This window comes from Marivita sp. S2033 (assembly GCF_046592965.1).
Taxonomy (GTDB): Bacteria; Pseudomonadota; Alphaproteobacteria; order Rhodobacterales; family Rhodobacteraceae; genus Marivita.
Genome location: NZ_JBISBV010000010.1, coordinates 30,298 through 48,475 on the forward strand (window position 1 = coordinate 30,298; position 18,178 = coordinate 48,475).

General features: G+C 63.2%; 19 protein-coding genes. 12 read left to right on the forward strand and 7 right to left on the reverse strand.

Features of this window, described 5'->3' with window-relative positions:
• Positions 1–12 precede the first annotated feature (12 nt).
• The 7 genes from ACGKZZ_RS14675 (at position 13) to ACGKZZ_RS14705 (ending at position 6,228) form a co-directional block, all read left to right on the forward strand.
• Complete coding sequence (locus tag ACGKZZ_RS14675; RefSeq protein ID WP_411224334.1) at positions 13–507, forward strand: GAF domain-containing protein; 495 nt, start codon at positions 13–15, stop codon at positions 505–507.
• Between the two features lie 135 nt (positions 508–642).
• Entirely contained in the window at positions 643–1,818 is a 1,176-nt protein-coding gene (locus ACGKZZ_RS14680) for a substrate-binding domain-containing protein (RefSeq protein ID WP_411224335.1), read from the forward strand.
• Positions 1,819–1,894: 76 nt separating this feature from the next.
• Positions 1,895–2,659, forward strand: a complete 765-nt coding sequence (locus ACGKZZ_RS14685) for an ABC transporter ATP-binding protein (protein ID WP_411224336.1) — start codon at positions 1,895–1,897, stop codon at positions 2,657–2,659.
• Positions 2,652–3,374, forward strand: coding sequence for an ABC transporter ATP-binding protein (locus ACGKZZ_RS14690; RefSeq protein ID WP_411224337.1), 723 nt, complete (start codon positions 2,652–2,654; stop codon positions 3,372–3,374). Before ACGKZZ_RS14685 ends, ACGKZZ_RS14690 begins: the two co-directional genes overlap by 8 nt.
• A 4-nt stretch (positions 3,375–3,378) precedes the next feature.
• Complete coding sequence (locus ACGKZZ_RS14695; RefSeq protein ID WP_411224338.1) at positions 3,379–4,410, forward strand: branched-chain amino acid ABC transporter permease; 1,032 nt, start codon at positions 3,379–3,381, stop codon at positions 4,408–4,410.
• 1 nt (position 4,411) lies between these two features.
• Positions 4,412–5,464, forward strand: a complete 1,053-nt coding sequence (locus tag ACGKZZ_RS14700) for a branched-chain amino acid ABC transporter permease (RefSeq protein ID WP_411224339.1) — start codon at positions 4,412–4,414, stop codon at positions 5,462–5,464.
• Between the two features lie 2 nt (positions 5,465–5,466).
• Positions 5,467–6,228, forward strand: coding sequence for an alpha/beta fold hydrolase (locus ACGKZZ_RS14705; protein ID WP_411224340.1), 762 nt, complete (start codon positions 5,467–5,469; stop codon positions 6,226–6,228).
• Positions 6,229–6,236: 8 nt separating this feature from the next.
• On the opposite strand, the gene ACGKZZ_RS14710 is transcribed toward ACGKZZ_RS14705, so the two are convergent.
• From ACGKZZ_RS14710 to ACGKZZ_RS14740, 7 genes are all read right to left on the reverse strand, one after another.
• Entirely contained in the window at positions 6,237–6,593 is a 357-nt protein-coding gene (locus tag ACGKZZ_RS14710) for a phosphate acetyltransferase (protein ID WP_411224341.1), read from the reverse strand.
• Entirely contained in the window at positions 6,590–6,946 is a 357-nt protein-coding gene (locus tag ACGKZZ_RS14715; RefSeq protein ID WP_411224342.1) for a MaoC/PaaZ C-terminal domain-containing protein, read from the reverse strand. Before ACGKZZ_RS14715 ends, ACGKZZ_RS14710 begins: the two co-directional genes overlap by 4 nt.
• Positions 6,939–8,426, reverse strand: a complete 1,488-nt coding sequence (locus ACGKZZ_RS14720) for an AMP-binding protein (protein WP_411224343.1) — start codon at positions 8,424–8,426, stop codon at positions 6,939–6,941. Before ACGKZZ_RS14720 ends, ACGKZZ_RS14715 begins: the two co-directional genes overlap by 8 nt.
• Positions 8,419–9,189, reverse strand: coding sequence for an enoyl-CoA hydratase/isomerase family protein (locus ACGKZZ_RS14725; RefSeq protein ID WP_411224344.1), 771 nt, complete (start codon positions 9,187–9,189; stop codon positions 8,419–8,421). The genes ACGKZZ_RS14720 and ACGKZZ_RS14725 overlap by 8 nt, the downstream gene beginning before the upstream one ends.
• Positions 9,186–9,794 carry a TetR/AcrR family transcriptional regulator gene (locus tag ACGKZZ_RS14730; protein WP_411224345.1) on the reverse strand — a complete coding sequence of 203 codons (609 nt, stop codon included), beginning with the start codon at positions 9,792–9,794 and terminating at the stop codon, positions 9,186–9,188. Before ACGKZZ_RS14730 ends, ACGKZZ_RS14725 begins: the two co-directional genes overlap by 4 nt.
• Before the next feature lie 139 nt (positions 9,795–9,933).
• Complete coding sequence (locus ACGKZZ_RS14735; protein WP_411224346.1) at positions 9,934–11,046, reverse strand: ParB/RepB/Spo0J family partition protein; 1,113 nt, start codon at positions 11,044–11,046, stop codon at positions 9,934–9,936.
• A gap of 46 nt (positions 11,047–11,092) precedes the next feature.
• On the reverse strand, positions 11,093–12,421 hold the full coding sequence (locus tag ACGKZZ_RS14740) for an AAA family ATPase (protein ID WP_411224347.1): 1,329 nt from the start codon (positions 12,419–12,421) through the stop codon (positions 11,093–11,095).
• Positions 12,422–12,921: 500 nt separating this feature from the next.
• On the opposite strand from ACGKZZ_RS14740, the gene ACGKZZ_RS14745 reads away from it, so the two are divergent.
• The 5 genes from ACGKZZ_RS14745 to ACGKZZ_RS14765 all read left to right on the forward strand — a co-directional run bounded on the left by ACGKZZ_RS14745 (position 12,922) and on the right by ACGKZZ_RS14765 (position 18,129).
• Positions 12,922–13,608, forward strand: a complete 687-nt coding sequence (locus ACGKZZ_RS14745) for a hypothetical protein (protein WP_411224348.1) — start codon at positions 12,922–12,924, stop codon at positions 13,606–13,608.
• Between the two features lie 81 nt (positions 13,609–13,689).
• Positions 13,690–14,706: a GSU2403 family nucleotidyltransferase fold protein gene (locus tag ACGKZZ_RS14750; protein ID WP_411224349.1), complete on the forward strand. Its 1,017-nt coding sequence runs from the start codon at positions 13,690–13,692 to the stop codon at positions 14,704–14,706.
• Positions 14,707–14,900: 194 nt separating this feature from the next.
• A complete protein-coding gene (locus ACGKZZ_RS14755; protein ID WP_411224350.1) occupies positions 14,901–17,108 on the forward strand; it encodes a serine protease in 2,208 nt (735 codons plus the stop codon).
• Positions 17,096–17,335: a hypothetical protein gene (locus tag ACGKZZ_RS14760; protein WP_411224351.1), complete on the forward strand. Its 240-nt coding sequence runs from the start codon at positions 17,096–17,098 to the stop codon at positions 17,333–17,335. Before ACGKZZ_RS14755 ends, ACGKZZ_RS14760 begins: the two co-directional genes overlap by 13 nt.
• Positions 17,329–18,129: a transporter substrate-binding domain-containing protein gene (locus ACGKZZ_RS14765; protein ID WP_411224352.1), complete on the forward strand. Its 801-nt coding sequence runs from the start codon at positions 17,329–17,331 to the stop codon at positions 18,127–18,129. Before ACGKZZ_RS14760 ends, ACGKZZ_RS14765 begins: the two co-directional genes overlap by 7 nt.
• The last annotated feature ends 49 nt before the right edge of the window (positions 18,130–18,178 follow it).

Genomic DNA, 18,178 nt, shown 5'->3' on the forward strand with positions numbered 1-18,178 from the left:
AAGGAAACCACCGTGACCACACCCCTCGCCCGCTTCAACGCCGACCTGTCCGCCGCCACCACCGCCGACGGCGCACAGGCCGCGCTGCACAGGCTGGCCGATACGCTGATCGGCGCCAGACTGTTCACGGTGATGACCGTTGACATGACCACCGAACTCGCCAGCCGCTCCTACACCAGCGATCCGGACAGCTATCCGACCTCGGGCACCAAGCCGATCACCCGCAACAGCTGGTTCAATCAGGTCCACGACCGCCACGAGATGTTCGTTGCCAACACGCTGGCCGACATCGCGGACGTGTTCCCGGACCATGAGTTGATCGGCAGCCTGGGCTGTGGCGCGGTCATCAACCTGCCGGTGATCCACAAGGGAGAGCTGATCGCGACGGTGAACATGCTCGACGCCGAAGACACCTACACGCCCGAGCGTCAGGAGATCGCGAAGGAGCAGTTGACCCTCCCTGCCCTCGCCACGCTGCTGACGGTGATGCAGTTGAACACAGCCTAGATCTGCGCTCCTTTCGCCCCGTGGCGGTGAGGGAAAACGGCGGGCAAACCCATGTGGGTCAGCCACGTCTTCCTTGACATGAATATTGATTCATGTCTCACCTTTGAGCAGAGATTCAAGGGAGGAAGTCTTGTGATGAAACGCACCGTTACCGCCGCGCTCTTGGCGTCGGCTCTGGCGGCACCGCTTGCCGCTGAAATTCGCATTGGTCATGTCTATGGTCAAACCGGCGCGCTGGAAGCCTATGCCGCGCAAAGCCATACCGGGCTGATGCTTGGTCTGGAATACGCCACCGACGGCACGATGGAGATCGACGGTGAACCGATCACCGTTCTGGAATATGACACCCAACTCGACCCGGCCCGTGGCCGCGCGATGCTGGCCGAAGCCTATGGCGACGACGACGTTCACATCGCCATCGGCCCGGTGTCGTCTGGTGTGGCGCTTGCCATGTTGCCGGTGGCCGAGGAATACGAGAGGCTGCTGATCGTCGAACCTGCGGTGGCGGATTCGATCACCGGCGAGAACTGGAATCGCTACATCTTCCGCACCGGTCGCAACTCGTCCCAGGATGCCATCTCCAACGCGGTCGCCCTGGGCAAGGAAGGCGTCGCGATTGCCACGCTGGCGCAGGACTACGCCTTTGGCCGTGACGGCGTGTCGGCCTTTGTCGAAGCCCTCGAAGGCACCGGCGCGGAGGTCGTGCATCAGGAATTCGTGCCCACCGACACCACCGATTTCACAGCCGCCGCAGAGCGTATCTTTCAAGCCATGAGCGACGTCGAAGCCGAGCGCAAGCAGCTGTTCGTGATCTGGGCGGGAGGCGGCAACCCGATGGGTGCGCTGAACGCGATGGACCCGTCGCGCTTTGACGTCGAGATCGCGACCGGCGGCAACATCCTGCCCGCGCTGGTGGCCTACCGTGATCTGCCCGGCCTCGAAGGGGCGACGTATTACTATTACGAAATCCCGAAAAACGATGTGAACGACTGGCTGGTCGAAACCCATTTCGACCGCTTCGGCACTCCGCCCGACTTTTTCACCGCAGGCGGCATGGCGGCGGGGATCGCCGCGGTCGAAGCGATCAAGGCCGCTGGCACGTTTGAAGATACCGAAGCGTTGATCGAAACGATGGAAGGCATGACATGGGACACCCCCAAAGGTCCGATGACATTCCGTCCCGAGGATCATCAGGCCATGCAGTCGATGTATCACTTCCGCATCGAAGTGCAGGACGGTGTTGACTGGGGTGTTCCGGTCCTGGTGCGCGAAATCGAAGCGTCCGAAATGGACGTCCCGATCCGCAACTGATCGACACCCACACCGGCGGGCACCACACGGATACGCCCGCCGGACTGACGCGGCACCGTTCAGGGCACCTAGAGACATGACACAAACCCTGTTGGAAACCACCGATCTCACGGTGCGGTTCGGCGGCCATGTGGCGGTGAACCGTGTGACGTGCAGTTTTCGCGCCGGAGAACTGACCGCGATCGTCGGGCCGAACGGGGCGGGAAAGACCACCTATTTCAATCTCATATCCGGTCAGATCGGCGTGACCGGCGGGCGGGTCAGGCTCAGGGGGCAGGACGTGACGCGGTTCAGCGTGTCGCGGCGGTGTCGGCTTGGTCTGGGCCGCGCCTTTCAGCTGACCAACCTGTTTCCCGAACTGACGGTGTTCGAGAATGTGCGTCTTGTGATGCAATCGCGGATGGGTCAGGGGTTTCGCCTGCTGTCGATGGCGCAAAGCCATCGCGAGGTGGCAGATGCGGCGATGGCGGTGCTCGAACGCGTCAGCCTTGACGCCCTGCGCGGGCAGAAGGTCTCGGAACTGAGCCACGGCAACCAACGCAAGCTCGAGGTCGCGATGCTGATCGCTCTGGAACCGGATGTCTACATGTTCGACGAACCCACCGCCGGGATGAGCGTCGACGAAGCCCCCGTGGTGCTCGACCTGATCGCCGAATTGAAACAGGACCGCGACCGCACGATCCTGCTGGTGGAACACAAGATGGATGTGATCCGCACGCTCGCCGACCGCATCATCGTGTTGCACAACGGCGAACTGGTCGCGGACGGGCCGCCGGCCGAGGTCATGGCGTCGGACGTGGTGCAAGAGGCCTATATGGGAAAGGAAATAGCGGATGCCTGATGCGATCCTGACCCTTGAGGATGTGGCGACAGACATCGCGCAATACCACATCCTGAAAGGCGTGAGCCTGAGCGTGCCGCGCGGTCAGGTCACGATGCTTCTGGGGCGCAACGGGGTCGGCAAGACCACGACGATGCGCACGATCATGGGGCTGTTGCGCAACAAGGCGGGCAGCATCCGGTTTGACGGCACCGAAATCAGCGGCCAGCTTGCGTCGGCCCGGTGCCGCGCCGGCATCGGCTTTGTCCCGGAGGACATGGGCATTTTCAGTGACCTGACGGTCGAGGAGAACATGATCCTCGCGGCGGTGTCGGGTGCGCCCGATCCGGCAAGGCTTGATTGGCTTTACACTGTTTTTCCACCGCTCCGGACGTTCTGGAAATCGCCTGCCGGAAACCTCTCGGGCGGACAAAAGCAGATGCTGTCGATTGCCCGCGCGATGATCGAGGACCGGCAGCTTTACCTGATCGACGAGCCCACCAAGGGGCTGGCCCCTGCGATCGTTTCCACGATGGTCGGCGCGTTGCGTGAATTGAAGCGTCAGGGCGCGTCGATCCTGATGGTCGAACAGAATTTCGCCGTCGCCCGCGCGTTGGGCGATCAATGCGTCGTGATGGATGACGGCCAGGCCATCTGGTCGGGCGCCATGACAGAGCTTGCAACCGATCCCGGCCTTCAGGAACGTCTGATGGGCCTGAGCATGGAGGCTGGATGACATCATGAGCGCCGCACCCGACCACACACCGACAATGACCCGCGCATCCTGGACCGACCGGCTGGGACACGCCGCGCCATACCTGCTTGTTCCGGTGTTGATCCTCATCGGCTTTGTCGCCGTCGGCGCACCGACAAGCTGGCTTACGCTGACCGTGTCCGGCCTTGCCATGGGAATGATGATCTTCATCATGGCATCGGGCCTGACGCTGGTGTTCGGCTTGATGGACATCATCAACTTCGGCCACGGGGCTTTCATATCGCTCGGAGCCTTTGTCGGGGTTTCGGTGCTGTTTGCCCTCTCCGGCTGGACCGACGCGGCGTCGCTGCCGCTGAACATCGCGGCGATCCTGCTGGCGATCCTGGCCGCGATGGCTCTGACCGGTGCGCTCAGCTGGGCGTTCGAGCGGGTGATCGTGCGGCCCGTCTATGGCTCGCACCTCAAGCAGATCCTGATCACGGTCGGCGCGCTTATCGTGATCGAGGAAGCGATCCATGTCATCTGGGGAGGCGAGGAAACGTTTCTCAACCGGCCCTATGCCCTGCGCGGCGCGGTGACCTTTGCCGGGGCGGCACTGGAAAAATACCGCATCCTTGCCGTGGTCGTGGGGCTGGCGATCTTCTTCGGGCTTCGCATGGTCCTGCGCCGGACCAGGATCGGGCTGATCGTGCGGGCCGGTGTCGAGAACCCGGACATGGTCGAAGCGCTGGGATACCGGTTGCGGCTGGTGTTTGTCGGCGTGTTCATCGCCGGGTCCGCCCTGGCGGGGCTGGGTGGGGTGATGTGGGCGCTTTACGAACAGGTCATCACCGCCGGGATGGGCGAAAGCATGATGGTGCTGATCTTCATCGTGGTCATCATCGGCGGCCTCGGCTCTGTCGAAGGCGCGTTCATCGGCGCTTTGCTTGTCGGACTGTTGCAGAACTACGTCGCCTTTCTGGAACCCAAACTCGCGCTGGTCTCCAACATCGGGTTGATGACCGTGATCCTGATGTGGCGGCCGCAAGGCATGATGCATGTTGCGAAAGGGAACTGATATGGTGCGCTGGCTTCTCTCGGGCGATTTGCCCCGGTCCCGCGTTCTTGCCGTGCTGCTGGTCGCGGTGCTGATCGGCCTTGCCTTTGCGCCGTTCATCTTTCCCGGCGTGCGAGCGCTGCACACGGCTGCGACGATCTGTATCTTCATCCTGCTGGTCGCCTCGTACGACCTGCTCCTGGGCTATACCGGCATCGTCAGCTTCGCGCACACCATGTTCTTCGGCCTTGGCGCATACGGCGTCGCGCTGGCGTCGGTGCATATGGGGCGCGGCTGGGATGCCTTGCTGCTCGGCACGCTGGCCGGAGCGCTGGCGGCCACGGTTCTGGCCTACCTGATCGGGCTGTTTTCGCTGCGGGTGCGGGCGATCTTCTTTGCGATGATCACGCTTGCCGTGGCCTCTGCGGTGGCGGTTCTGGTCAGCCAGCTCTATCAGCTCACCGGCGGAGAGGACGGGCTGACGTTTCACATCCCGCGCGCGCTGACCCCGGCGTTCCGGTTCGGAGAGGTTTTCGGCGTGAACCTGAACGGTCGCCTTCTGGCCTATTACCTTGTGTTCTTCAGCTGTCTTGTGCTGTTCCTGCTGCTGCTTCGGGTCGTCAATTCCCCCTTTGGCCGGGTGCTTCAGGCGATCCGCGAAAACGATTTCCGCGCCGAGGCGATCGGTTACCGCGTTGTCGCCTATCGCACGGCGGCAACCTGCATGTCGGCGGCCGTCGCGGCGCTGGCGGGCAGTCTCTACGCGGTCTGGTTGCGCTATGTCGGGCCGGACACGACGCTGAGCTTCGAGATCATGATCGACGTGTTGCTGATGGTGGTGATCGGTGGCATGGGCACGATGTATGGCGCAGTGATCGGGGCGACGATCTTCGTGCTGGCGCAGAACTACCTGCAAAACCTGATGGGTCTGGCCGCCGAGGCGACGGCCCACCTGCCGCTGATCCCCGATCTTGTCGATCCGAACCGCTGGCTGATGTGGCTCGGTGTCCTGTTCGTGCTCAGCGTCTATTTCTTCCCGACCGGCATTGTCGGACGGCTGCGGACAGCGCGCTGAGCATGGCGCAGCCGGTTCTGTTCCTGCACGGCTGGACGATGCAGGGCGCGATCTTTGACGATGCGATCACGCGGCTTGGCCCCGATTACGACTGCGCGGCCCCGGATTTGCCCGGTCATGGCTCTGCCGCGCACCAGCCCGCCACGCTGGATGCCTGCGCGGAGATGATCGCCGACACGCTGGGCCGTTGGCAGGGCACGAACCCTCTGGTCGTCGGATGGTCGATGGGTGCGGCGGCGGCCTGGCACTACATTGGCCGGTATGGATGCAGCGGGATCGGCGCGTTGATGACACTCGACATGAGCCCTCGCATCCGCCCTGCCCCGGACTGGCCGCACGGGCTGATCGGGCAGACAGCGTCAAGCATCGCCGCCACCACAGAGCGCCTTGTCGCGGATTGGGACGGCGCGACCCAGGGCATTGCCGCAACGATGTTCGCCGCCCCGGACGGGACAGCCGGCCTCAGTCGGACACAGGCGCGCGATCTGATCCTGACACAGGACCGGGAGCAGATGCACCGCCTGTGGCGCGATCTGGTCGCGATGGACGAACGCCCCGTCATTGACCGGATCGACTGCCCCTATCTGGTCTGTTCCGGCGCAAAAAGCCGGGTCTATCCGGCCTCTGCCGCCGATTGGATCGCGCAACACGCGCCGGACGCCAGACGTCATGTGTTTGAAAACTCGGGGCATTCGCCGCATCTTGAGGAACCCGACGCCTTTGCCCGGATCGTCAGGGATTTCACCGCTTCGGCCATCGCCTAAGGGCGCGCTCAGGCGCCGACGTCCTTTGCCTTCACCAGCGCGCGGCCTTCGCAGACCAGGGTTCCGTCCGGCATCACGCAGCGCGCCCACAGATCGACGATCTGCTTTTCGGGCCGCAGCCGGGTCACCTCGACCGTGGCCGTCAGCACCGTATCGAGCGGCGCTGGCGTCTGAAAGTCCAGTTCCTGCTTGAGGTAATTGGTGCCGGAGCCGGGAAGCTTTACGCCCAAAAGATAAGAGAACAGTGCCGCGATCAGCGGTTCGGGCACGTGATCCGTGGCGCGCACCCCGGACAATTCGCCAAAGGCGGCCAGATCCGCGGCGGTGTAACTGCGAGTGACTTTGGCTGTCTGTCCGAGTTTCATCGCGCCACCTCCGATTCCGCCAAAAGCAGTTCGGCCTCATCCGAACGGCGATAGGCAACCAGCGTCAGCGTTCCGGGGGCCGTGCCCGTCACCCGAAGCACCACCGGTTCCCCGGCAAAACAGGGGTTCGGGAACATCATTGACTGGCTCACCTGCCGCAGCGTCGGATGTTCGCGCCGCAACATGCCCCAAAGCTTGGTGTAGATCAGCATCCCGTGGCTGACCGTGTGGCCGAAGCCCGTGCGGGCGGCGAATGCCGGGTCCACGTGGATCGCGTTATTGTCACCGGAAACCTCGGCAAAGCGGTCGAACTCTGCCTGAGTGGGCAACCAGTCTTCGGTCAGATCAATCATCGAAAAGCGTCCTAAGGTCGGGTTTGCGGATTTTTCCGGCGGCGGTGCGGGGAAAGTCGTCAACGATCCGCACATGGGTCGGCACCTTGTACCCGGCAAGCCTTTGGCGGCACCACGGTGCCAGCGTATCGGGGTCAAGCGTGGCCTGCGGGCGCAGCCTCACGAAGGCGGCGCCGGTTTCCCCCCATCTGTCATCGGCCACGCCGATCACCGCAGCCTCAAGTATCGCGGGATGTGTATCGAGCACGCGCTCCACCTCTGCGGGATAGACGTTTTCACCGCCGGAGATATACATGTCCTTGATCCGGTCGACGATGTAATAATAGCCATCCGCATCCCGTCGCCCGATGTCGCCGGTCGCCAGCCAGCCATCGGCGGTGAAGGCGGCCCGTGTCGCCGTGTCGTTCCCGAAATACCCCGGAGTGATGTTGGGGCCGCGCAACTGCAATTCGCCTTCACCAAGGGTGCCATCGGCCACCCCGTCCAGCCGCACCTGCGTCAACACCTGCGCCTTGCCGACCGATCCGATCTTTTCACCGGCATGGGCCGGGTCCATCAGGAACACGGTCGGGCCGGTTTCGGTCATCCCCATGCCGTTGAGAACGTCAACGCCCCGATCCGCGAAGAAGCGGATCAACGGCTCCGCCAACGGCGCGCCGCCACAGCCACAGCGCAGGCCGGACCAGTCGATATCGTCGATCCCGTCCATCAATGAAAACGCCTGATAGATCGCCGGCACGCCGAAGAACTGCGTCACCGCGCCTGTGCGGATCAGCTCCAGCAGGGTTTCGGGCTCGAATTTGGGAAGGATCGTAGACGCCCCGCCGAACAGGAACACCGGCAGCGTATAGAGATTGATGCCCGCCGTGTGGAACGTCGGCAGGAAATTCACCGACACATCGGCCCCGGTCAACCCGATCGCCTGACCGATGTTGATCGCATTGGCCCAGGCCATGCGCGCCGTCTGGATGACCGCCTTGGGCCGCCCTGTCGTGCCGGAGGAGAACAGCAGATACCAGGGCCGCTGCGCGGGCACGGCACCGCGCAGGGCCGGACCACCGGCTTCGATCCAGCCGGCCAGCGTGGTGGCGATGCCGATGGTGTCGGCCCCGACCCCTCTGGCGACATCGCTGGCGGTATCGGCATGTTCGACATCGTGCAGGATCGCCCTTGCGCCAACCCCGGCCAGCGTCTCGATCAGTTCGGGTGCGGGTTGACGCCAGTTGAGCGGGCACAGGATCACACCGGTTTTCTGGCAGGCAAACAGCGTCAGAAAGAACTCGACCCGGTTCAGGCACAGGATCGCCAGCCGGTCGCCTTCCTCAAATCCGCTCGCCCGCAGCCCTTGGGCAATCGCGTCCGCCGCTGCGTTGACCTGTGCAAAGCTCCAGTCCTGCCCGCTGCCATGATCGCGAAACGCGGTTGCGGCGGGTGCAATTTCGGCCCGGCGCAGGGCACTGTCGGGAATGGCGTCAAACATCGGCGGCATCCAGCGCCTTGCCCAGAAACCGCGCCATGCCCGCCCGGGTGGCGGGCTGACCGATGAGGGCGCGGAACGCGTCTGTTTCGGCGCTCAGCCGACGCCGCAGGGCGTGCACCCTGTCATCGTCCCAGACCAGCCGTTTGATGGCCAGCGCAGAGGCGACATTCATGCCAGACAGGATATCGGCGGCGCGCTCTTCCGGTGACGCGTGAACCTCGCGCGCAAGCCCGATCCGGCACAGATCATCCGCGCCCACCCTGCGGTCGGACAGAAGCCAGTCCTGCGCCGCCCCGACGCCAAGACGTTCAGGCAACAGTGCGGCCCAGCCACCATCGGGGGCGAAACCGACACGGGTGTAATAGGGCTGCACGAAGACATCCGGGGCGAGTACCGCCAGATCGGATGCAAACAGCAGACCCGCCGATCCGCCGGTGATCGCACCGCGCGCGGCCACGGCAAACAGCACCGGCATCTGAACCATCCGCAGGACACAGCGTTGCAGCACTGGCACGACCTCGGCGGCATAGGCTTCGGCGCGGTTCTCCGTGGCGGCCTGATGGAACCGCTCCACATCTCCACCGGAGGAAAAGTTGCGCCCGCCCGCAAGGATCGCGCGCTCGCACCCCGATGCGGCGAGCGCGTCGAGGCCGCGATCCAGTTCCGTCAACACGCGCGGTTCAAGCGCGTTTGATCGCGGTGCGCAAAGGGTCAGGCGAAACAGTCCGTCATCGCCCTGGCTCGTGGTGACCAATCCCGTCATGGTTGCAGACCCTGGCAAATCAACTTGTGGGCTTCGTCAACGACATGGGTGATGTCGGGTGTGTCGCCCCACAGCACGTAGCGGTCGCCAAGCGCCTTGGCCATGCCCATCAGCGCCCAGGCCCGGATCTCGGGATCGCCGGGGGACACCTCGCCGCGCTTCTCGGCCTCGCTCAGTCCGGCACTGTAGGCTGCGCCGAAGCCGTTGAAATAGTCGCGGTAGGCATCCGGATCGACAAACCGCGCTTCTTCGACAATGCGATAGAGCGCCGGGCGCTCGGTCACGAACCGCAAAAAGGCCTCCAGCCCGGCGCGCTCTGCCGACAGGCGGTCAGGCGTCTTGGCAATCGCCCCGGCCACCATCGCGCGGGTCGTCCGGCCCATCTCGAGCACAAGCTCGTGGAACACTTCTTCCTTGCTCGAAAAGTAGATGTAAAAGGTGCCAAGCGCGGTGTTGGCCTCTCGGGTGATGTCTGCGATCGACGCGGTGGAAAACCCGCTTTTGCCGATCACCTTTTCGGCGGCACTGAGGATCTGGGCCCGTCGGGCCTGACCGCGTTTCGTCTTTGGTCGGGTGAGCTTTGCCATCAAGACATGAATAACCATTCATGTTTCATTTCGCAAGACAGTTTCGCCGCTCCGCCTCCCTGCCGCCGCATATTCTTGCGCTCCGGGTTTTTGGCCCCTGCCCTGCCGGTCAGCGCGACTGACCGGCTGCCACACCTTCCCCGTGGGGAAGGCGTGCTCAGGAAATGGAATCCAGCAGCTTGGCGATGCCGTCCTCCAGCTTGCGCCGCTCCACGCGGCTCAGATCGCGGTCCAGCTTGAGCGTGAGCTGCCCCACCCCGGCGGTGCATTTCACCCGCTGCCCGTCATGCGACAGATCGAAGGTGGTGCGCGGGCGGCGGGTGGTGTCGGCGCCCTGCCCTTTCGCCGCTGGCGTTTCGCGCGGCTCGGGTGTGGCCTCGGCTTGCGGATCGACCGGGACGAAGCTGCGCAGCACCTCCAACTCGTCGCGCGCGGTCTGCCGTGTTGCGGCCTCCAGCCGGTCGCGAAGCTGCTCGATTCGCAGATCATCGTCCTCGAGCTGCTTGAGCAGCGACAGGCCAAGATTGCGTGGAATCGCCTGCGGGAATGTCAACTGCGGCCCGATCAGATCCAGAAGCCGCGCGAAGGAGCGAATGTAGCTGCGCTTGTTATAGGCCGCCGAGCGAAACAGTTCGGACACCGCATCATCGACATTCTTCGGCACGGTCTCGGGATCGGCGGCATAGGCCTGCGCGACGGTGGCCATTTCGGCAAAGGACAGGTTCCGGCGCACGAGGTTTTCATCCACCATCCGCCGATACATGCCCGCAAGACCTTCCCCACGGGGAAGCAGCCCCGCCGGGATCGCGGCCCAGTCATTCGACCCTGTTTCGGCGTATAGAGCCTTATAGGCCGACAGGCGACGCCAGCCCTGAACCAGCTCATAGCGGCCATCCCCGCGCTCCTCGACGCGGATCGGGTTGGAGAGACCGACCTCGCGAATCGAGGCGACGAGTTCCGCCATGTCCGGGTCCGGCCCCGGCGCGCGGTCGCGCACCAGCGCTTCGGTCACGATCTCGTCGAGCGGGATCAAGCGCGTGATCAGACCGGCGCGCTTCAGCCCGACAAATTCATGCGCCAGCGCGTCATTCTCGGCGCGGATACGCGCCTCGGCCTCGGCGCGGCTGCTCAGGGCGCCGGCGTTTTCCGCAATGGCGCTGGCCATCGGAGATCGGCGCGGCACGCCCGATGGTTCGGGCGAGGGCGGCGCCTCAACGGTCGGGGTATCCTCCGGCATCTCGATATCGAACATGCGTCTCTTGCGGCTCATGCCTGCCTCCTCATTCCAGATCCTTCCCCGCGGGGAAGGCCGTGCCTCATGCCGACCGATCCACGTCTTGCGCGTCCTGCTCGGACAACGCAGCCCAGGCGGGCAGCAACGTCGCGTGGTATTCCGACCACGCCTGATCGAAGGTCGCCCGCGCCCGCCGCCATGTCTCGCGCGTCATCTCGCGATAGTCGATCTCGTAGACGGAACTCAGAAAACGGTTCGACTGCTCGACCGCGCGGGTGGATTCGATCGGATGTTTCGCCAACTTGTCGCCGAAGACCTTGCCAAAGGCTTCATACATCGCCCGGTGCAGATCGTTGCCGCTCTCGAACCGGGTGAGCAGGAAGCGCACGTCCTGAAACGCCTTGGGCAGCGCCATCTTGCCTGTCGGCATCGCGCCCTCGAACCCGGCCGACAGATCCTCGAGCGCCTCGGACAACTGCCCGATGAAAGAGGTGGTGCTGTCATATTCCCAATAGCCCGGCCCCGACGGGATGCAGAGCATGTCGGCAGCAAAGACCGCGTTCATTGACTGGTAGCCGATGGCGGGCGGGCAATCGAAAAAGATCAGATCCCATTCATCATCGGGCAACTGATCGAGATAGCGCGACACGGCGGCAAAGAACGACCATTCGGGATTGAGGTGCCGATACTGCGCCGAGGCGAATTCGACAAAGGCGGCGTTGGCGCAGGACGGGACGATGTCGATGGTCGGCCAGTTGGTCGGGCGAATGAAATCCGAGATGCGCAGCTCTTGCAGGCCAAGGCCGCGCACGCTGTCGGGGATGGCGCGGCGGGGCAGGGCGGTGCCCGACTCCGCCGCCACCGGGGCGGCGTTCATGCGGTCGGTCTCGCGTATCAGATCGCGGGCCATGATGCCCCAGACGGTCTGTTCCTCGCTCACATCGGTCAGGCCCATCGAATGCGACAGCGTCGCCTGCGGATCGAAATCGACGACCAGCACGCGATAGCCATCAAGCGCGGCGGCATGGGCGAAGTGCAGCGCCACGGTGGACTTGCCCGCGCCGCCCTTGAAATTGGCGATGGCAGAGCGGAAGGCGCGACCCTTGGGCCGGGCGGGCATCAGGTTCTTGCCCTTCACCTTGATCTTGCGCCGCAGCGTGTTGACCTCATCCAGAGAGAACCAGCGCTGCCGCCCCTCGGGCTCGACCTTCCCCGCGGGGAAGGACGGATCGGCAGCCAGGCGGCCGCGAAAGGTGGACTGGTTCATGCCCAGGATCAGCTCGGACACCTCCCACGAGGAGAAGCGCCGCAGGCTCTTGATCTTCTCGGGGGAAAAGGTCTGTTCGCGGATCCAGCCCTGCATCTTGAGCGATCGGCCCTGTATCTCTCGGAGTTCTTCGTGCGTAATCATCAAAACCGCCGGACGTTAATTCTGTGCTTTTTCCCAATTACGCCGAATTTGGTGGATCTGTCCAGTCATGTTACGTCTGCCCGATGATCCGCGCGACATCCGGCACAACGCATCCCACACTGGCTCCAACGCGTGTCGGAACCGGAGTGCATGCGAATCGGGCATGTCTGGGCGGACGCGGCCCATCAGACCCCATATTGGGGGACATCCGTCGCCGCCCCACAACCCTTTGGGGGGACATCCATGCGGTTTGGCGGGACATACAGAGCGTCCCCCAATACCAGATACATACCTTTTCTCTTTCCTTCGAAATTGGGACAGGCGGGCTGCGCCGCCCGAATCCTTGACAGGCGCTGCGTTTTCAACGCTAATCCGGGCAAGGCTTGGAAGAACGTTGTAAAAGTATGAATCGGGCGAGCGCAGAACAGCTCCGAACGCAACACCGCCAGGCCCCGAGGTAGAGTGACCGCCGGATCGGGCGAATCGGTAGGGTGAAGAGGATGCAGCAGGCAAAACCCGTAGGCCGCCTGGCCGCGGCTGTGAAATACGACATTCTGACCGCGCTGATGGCGCTGGCCTGTCACGACCGCGAGACCGAGGGTCGGCTGGCGGGGCGGCTGGTGTTGCTCATTACCGCGCGGTTCAACTGGCAGCGCGGCAGCTTTGCCTGCGGCCAACGCGAGATCGCCCGCATGTGGGGCGTGACCGAGCGCACCGCGAAACGCGAGTTGTCGGCGATGCGCGGACGCGGCTGGATCGTGCTGCGCCGACCGGCGGCGCGGGGCAGGGTGGCCGAACACGCCATCGATCTTGATGCGGTTCTCTGCGCCACGCGGGCGCATTGGGCTGCGGTTGGCCCGGATTTCGTCGCCCGGATGGGCGCGGGGCCGGAGGAAGCACAGCCCGACACAGCGCCCGACAACGTGGTGCCGTTCCGCGCGACGCAGGCGGTGGCGGGGCAGGGGCTCTGGGCGTCGGCCTCTGCGCGGCTGGGCCAGTCGGACCCGGCGATCCATGCCGCCTGGTTCGCGCCTTTGGTCGAATCGGGCCGCGACGGCGACGGGTTGACGCTGAAGGCGCCCAGCAAGTTCGCGGCAAGCTATATCCAGACGCATCTCGCCGGTCGTCTTTTGGCTGCCGTCACCGCCGAGGATGCAGCGATCCGATGGGTCAATGTGACCGGGTAGGGCCGGGGGGTCCACTCATGCCTAGCAATTTAGAGTTTTGATTGGTATAAGTATGCCAAGCAAAACCTGAAAGTGATTGGCATGACCCCACTCAGCAGCATCGCGATGAGCGCTTATACCGATCTGGTGCGGCTGTTGAAGGATGACGCGCTGTCGGCAGTTCCCGGCAAGCCGATGCTGAAACAGCGCGGCGACAAGGCCTATTGGTACGCGCCGCGCCGCGTTGGCACGCAGATGCGGTTCATCTATCTGGGCGAAGACAACGAGGACACGCGCGGGCGGATCGAGCGGATCGAGGAATTGCGCGCAACCGCCAAGGAACGGCAGGCCGAGCGGTCGCGCCTTGTCCGCCTGCTGCGCGCCGAGGGCATGACCCCGACCGACCGCGCCACCGGTTCGATCCTGTCCGCGATGGCACGGTCGGGAGCCTTCCGGCTGGGTGGCACCATCGTCGGGACCAATGCGTTTCGGCTCTACGAAGGCGAATTGGGTCTTCGCCTGCCGCTTGGCGGGATGGCCAATACCGGCGATATCGACATCGCGCAGTTCGAGAAGTTGAGCATTGCGCTGGAGGATCAGGTCGATCCCGGTCTGGCGGAGACCTTCACGGCGTTGAAGTTCGACCCCCTGCCTGCCCTCGACAGGGGCCGGACGTGGCGGTGGGCGCAGGGTGGCAGCGGTCAGCTTGTGGAGTTCCTGACGCCGGCCTTCGGCAATGAGAGCCTGCGCGACTTGCCGGCCTTGGGCGTAAGCGCGCTGGGGCTGAACTATCTCAACTTCCTCATTGCCGAGCCGATCCATGCGGCGGCCATTTACAGATCGGGCATATTGGTGCAGGTGCCGCGCCCGGAGCGATATGCGATCCACAAGCTGATCATTGCGGATCGACGGCGCGACGGCGCAGGCAGTCTCAAATCCGCGAAAGACCGCGAACAGGCCGCCTTCCTGATCGACGCGTTGGCCGAGGACCGGCCCGATGACCTGTTGAGAGCCTATGCAACCGCCCGTGCCGTCGGACCGCGCTGGCGCGAACATATCGCCAATTCCCTTGCGCGGCTGCCACAGACCAAGGCTGTTCTCGACGGCCTGGGGGCGTGACGCGATTGCCTTGCCGACCGGGAGTTTGACGACACCCCTGCCTTGACCTGTCCAAAAAGACTTTTGACAGAAAAGGTACATTTGTGCTAAATTTAACATATTACTTTTTGATTTAGCTAATTTCGCACCAGTTTCTTTCAGGGCGATTTATCATGGACAAAGGGCTTTTTTGGCGCGTGCTTACGTGCGCTTGGATGTTATGCGTTGGCTCTTTTGCGAATGGCCAAGTTGATCCGTCGCAATCCATCGTATTTATCGCGTGCACCGATGCGTCTGGTACGCAATCGCAGGGCAGTGGATATATCTTTTCCGAATCCGGGCATGTGCTGACGGCGAAACATGTCGTGCCGGAGGACAGCACCTGTGCCGGTCTGATCGGTCGTGCGGATGAACCCCCAAGTCGCGAATTGGTTATCCGGTATCGGGCGGATGAATTCGATTATGCGGTCCTGCAATTCAATCCCGTGTCCTCTGATGATTTCAAGGCCGCCGATATTGCCCCGTCAGTAGACTCCTTTCTGGGCAGCACCGCCCAGGCGATCGGCTTTCCCAAGGGTATCACGACGCTCACCATCAGAACCGGCACGGTCGCCAACACCGCGCTGGATGACAGGGGCCATTTCGACATCGGCACCGAGACGACGCAGGGCATGAGCGGCGGGCCGGTCATCGCCAATGGCATGATCATCGGGCTGGTCGCGGGGGCCGACCCCGATCCGGGCACCGGGTTCGTGCGGCGCTACGAGGCGCTGGCCTCGGACGTGTTTTACGAAAAACTGTCAAGCTTGCGCCGCGATATCGCGCGCGACCGGCGCGAACAGGAACTGGCCGTGTTCGTGCAGGATCTCAAGCAGGACGACGTGTGCACGGAGCTTTTGCGAGAGGCGATCCAGCGGCGCTATCCCGACGCTGTTCCCGGCTTGCAGGCGAGTGTCATGGAGCCGCCCTCGAACGAGTTGGGCGAGATTGCGGATTACTGGGTCACGATCACGACCGGCCCTGCGCGCTGGCTGGATTGCACCGAAGGCAGGCTGCAAAAAAGCCATTACTTCCCGATGGGCCTGATCCTGCGTCCGCTGCGCGATCTGACGATCCCCGACAATGCCGGTGAGGACAAGGTCTGGACCGTGTTTCAGGCCGAATACGGCATGCTCGTCCTGATCGACCGGCGCGCGGTTGCGCCGGTGTCGCCCGATGTGGGCTATGTCTTTGCCGAGGGCACGTTCATTCACAAGCTCTGCGGTCCGAATGACAGCGCGTATTGCAACCCCGGTGAAAACCTGCCGCCGCTGAACACCTCGAGCGATGCCTGGCCGGTCCTGACGGCGTGGTATTCCTATTTGCGCACGACAGATGTCGCCGCGCTGGAAGCGACCTACAAGGAATATCTGGCCTTCAAGCAGAACCAGCGCCGCGCGGCGATCTTCGCGCGGGACGGCGGCGCGCCCTTCATGTTCAGCGCAAGAGAACCGCAATCGCTGGAGGACGACCCGGCCTGCGTGCCGCAAAGCGCGAAGCTTTATCGCTATATCCGGCAGTTTGATGCGTATGCGCCAAACGACGGATCGGAATATCGCACGCCGGTGCGCTATACATTCTGCGTCGTGCCGCCCGACGGCGCACCTGACCGCACCGTGCGCTGGCGGCCGATGAAGGTGGTCACGCAGACGATTGCCGCCGAAACCTTCGCGCAATTGTGGTGGGCCGCGGTTGAACCGGGGGTCACGGACATCACGGTGCAGGCGCTGCAATTGCTGGAAAACCGCGCCGATCATATGGTGACGCGGCTTGCGTGTTTTCGCAACGGAACGACTGCGGGCAACCAGCTGATCCCGGCGCGCGATGCGGGGCTCGACCCGCTTGATGTCGCGCTGGAAGAACCGCGCCTGCAATGGAGCAACACAGACCCGAGCGCGGCCTATCATTTCCGCATGTACCGCCCCGCCAGGGGGCTGTCGCCCAGCGTCACATTCGCCGAAGTGCCGCTTTACCAGGACATCGACCTCAAGATTTTCTGCGGCGATGACCGCAGACCCGAAAGGGCGACGGATATTCGCGTGCATCTTTATCCGGTGTTTCCCGAACCCATCGTCCTTGACGTGGTGGAAATGGAAAACTGGTATCTCAACAAATATCAGAACTGGGGCTTTGAGGGCAGGCGGCATCTGAGCAACGGCTTCATCGAACGGATTTGCGATTACCCGGAGTATTTCGGATGGCGCGATACTCTGGAGCGGTTTCTTTTGCAGGATGCGCAAATCATCACATGGAGCGAGTCACGCCTGCGCGTTTCAAAGGAAGTGACCGCACGCCATTTCGCGCATTTGATCATGGCGGTTCTGTTTTTCACCGACGTGCAGCTTCAAATCAATGACGACACAGCGGGGGTATGTCCGATATGACTGGTCTTCTCGAATTACTCGTGGATTTGCAAATGATTGCGGTGGCGGGGTTCACGGCATTCACACCCATCGTCGACGTGGATGAACCGCCGCAATGCGAAAATATCGTTGTGGCACAGATGGCTCCGTTGCAAGACGGTGTGCCGCAACAACAATGGTGCTGCTGCGGATCGTGCTGCAACTGGGCGATCAGTTGTGATGCCATACCCGGTTGCGGGTCATGCTAGGACGGTGGCTTGCCCTTGCGCTTTGCGCGGCCTTTGCGCCACCGGCCACCGCCGATCTGCCGATCTGCGTGCGCGAAGACGCCGCGCCGTTTTCCGAACGGGGCGATGACGGCACGTTCCGGGGTTATAGCGTTGATCTTTGCAAACTCGTTGCCAAGCAGATGGGCGAGACTGTCACCTTTGTTCCGGTCACCGTCGAGACGCGGTTCGACGTGCTTCTGGCGGGCACATGCGACATGCTCTGCGGGGCAACCACGGTGACAATGCGCCGGCGCGAAACGCTTGGCTTTTCGCTGATCACCTTCGTGACCGATACGGCCTTCCTGTTTCCGCGCACATTGCTGAAAGGGATCGCGCCCAACCGCAAAAGCCTGTCGGTCGGTTATCTTTCGAACACGACGGCGCATGAATACCTCATGGACGACGACCTGTTCACCATGCGGCGCATACACGTTGAATTGCAGGACATGGACAGCCACGAGGCCGCCGCCGCAGCCTTGGCCGCAGGCGAGATCGACAGCTATATCGCCGACCGCGAGATCCTGCAAAACATGTTGCAGGACATGCCGGAGCTGGCCGAAAGCCATATCATCGGCACCCGTGGCCTGACCTACGAGCCTTATGCGATTGCCATGGCCAAAGACAATCTTGCCCTGCGCGAACGGGTCGATCAGGCGCTGGCACAGCTCTTTCGCGACAGCGTCATCTGGACGCTTGTCGAGCAATATATTCCAAGTCGCAGCAACGACGCGCTGCTCGCGTCGCTTTTAAAAATTCAATCAATTCCCGAATGACACAGGCGCTCCTCATAGCGCCCCGACGGGCATGCCAAGGCAATTCAGC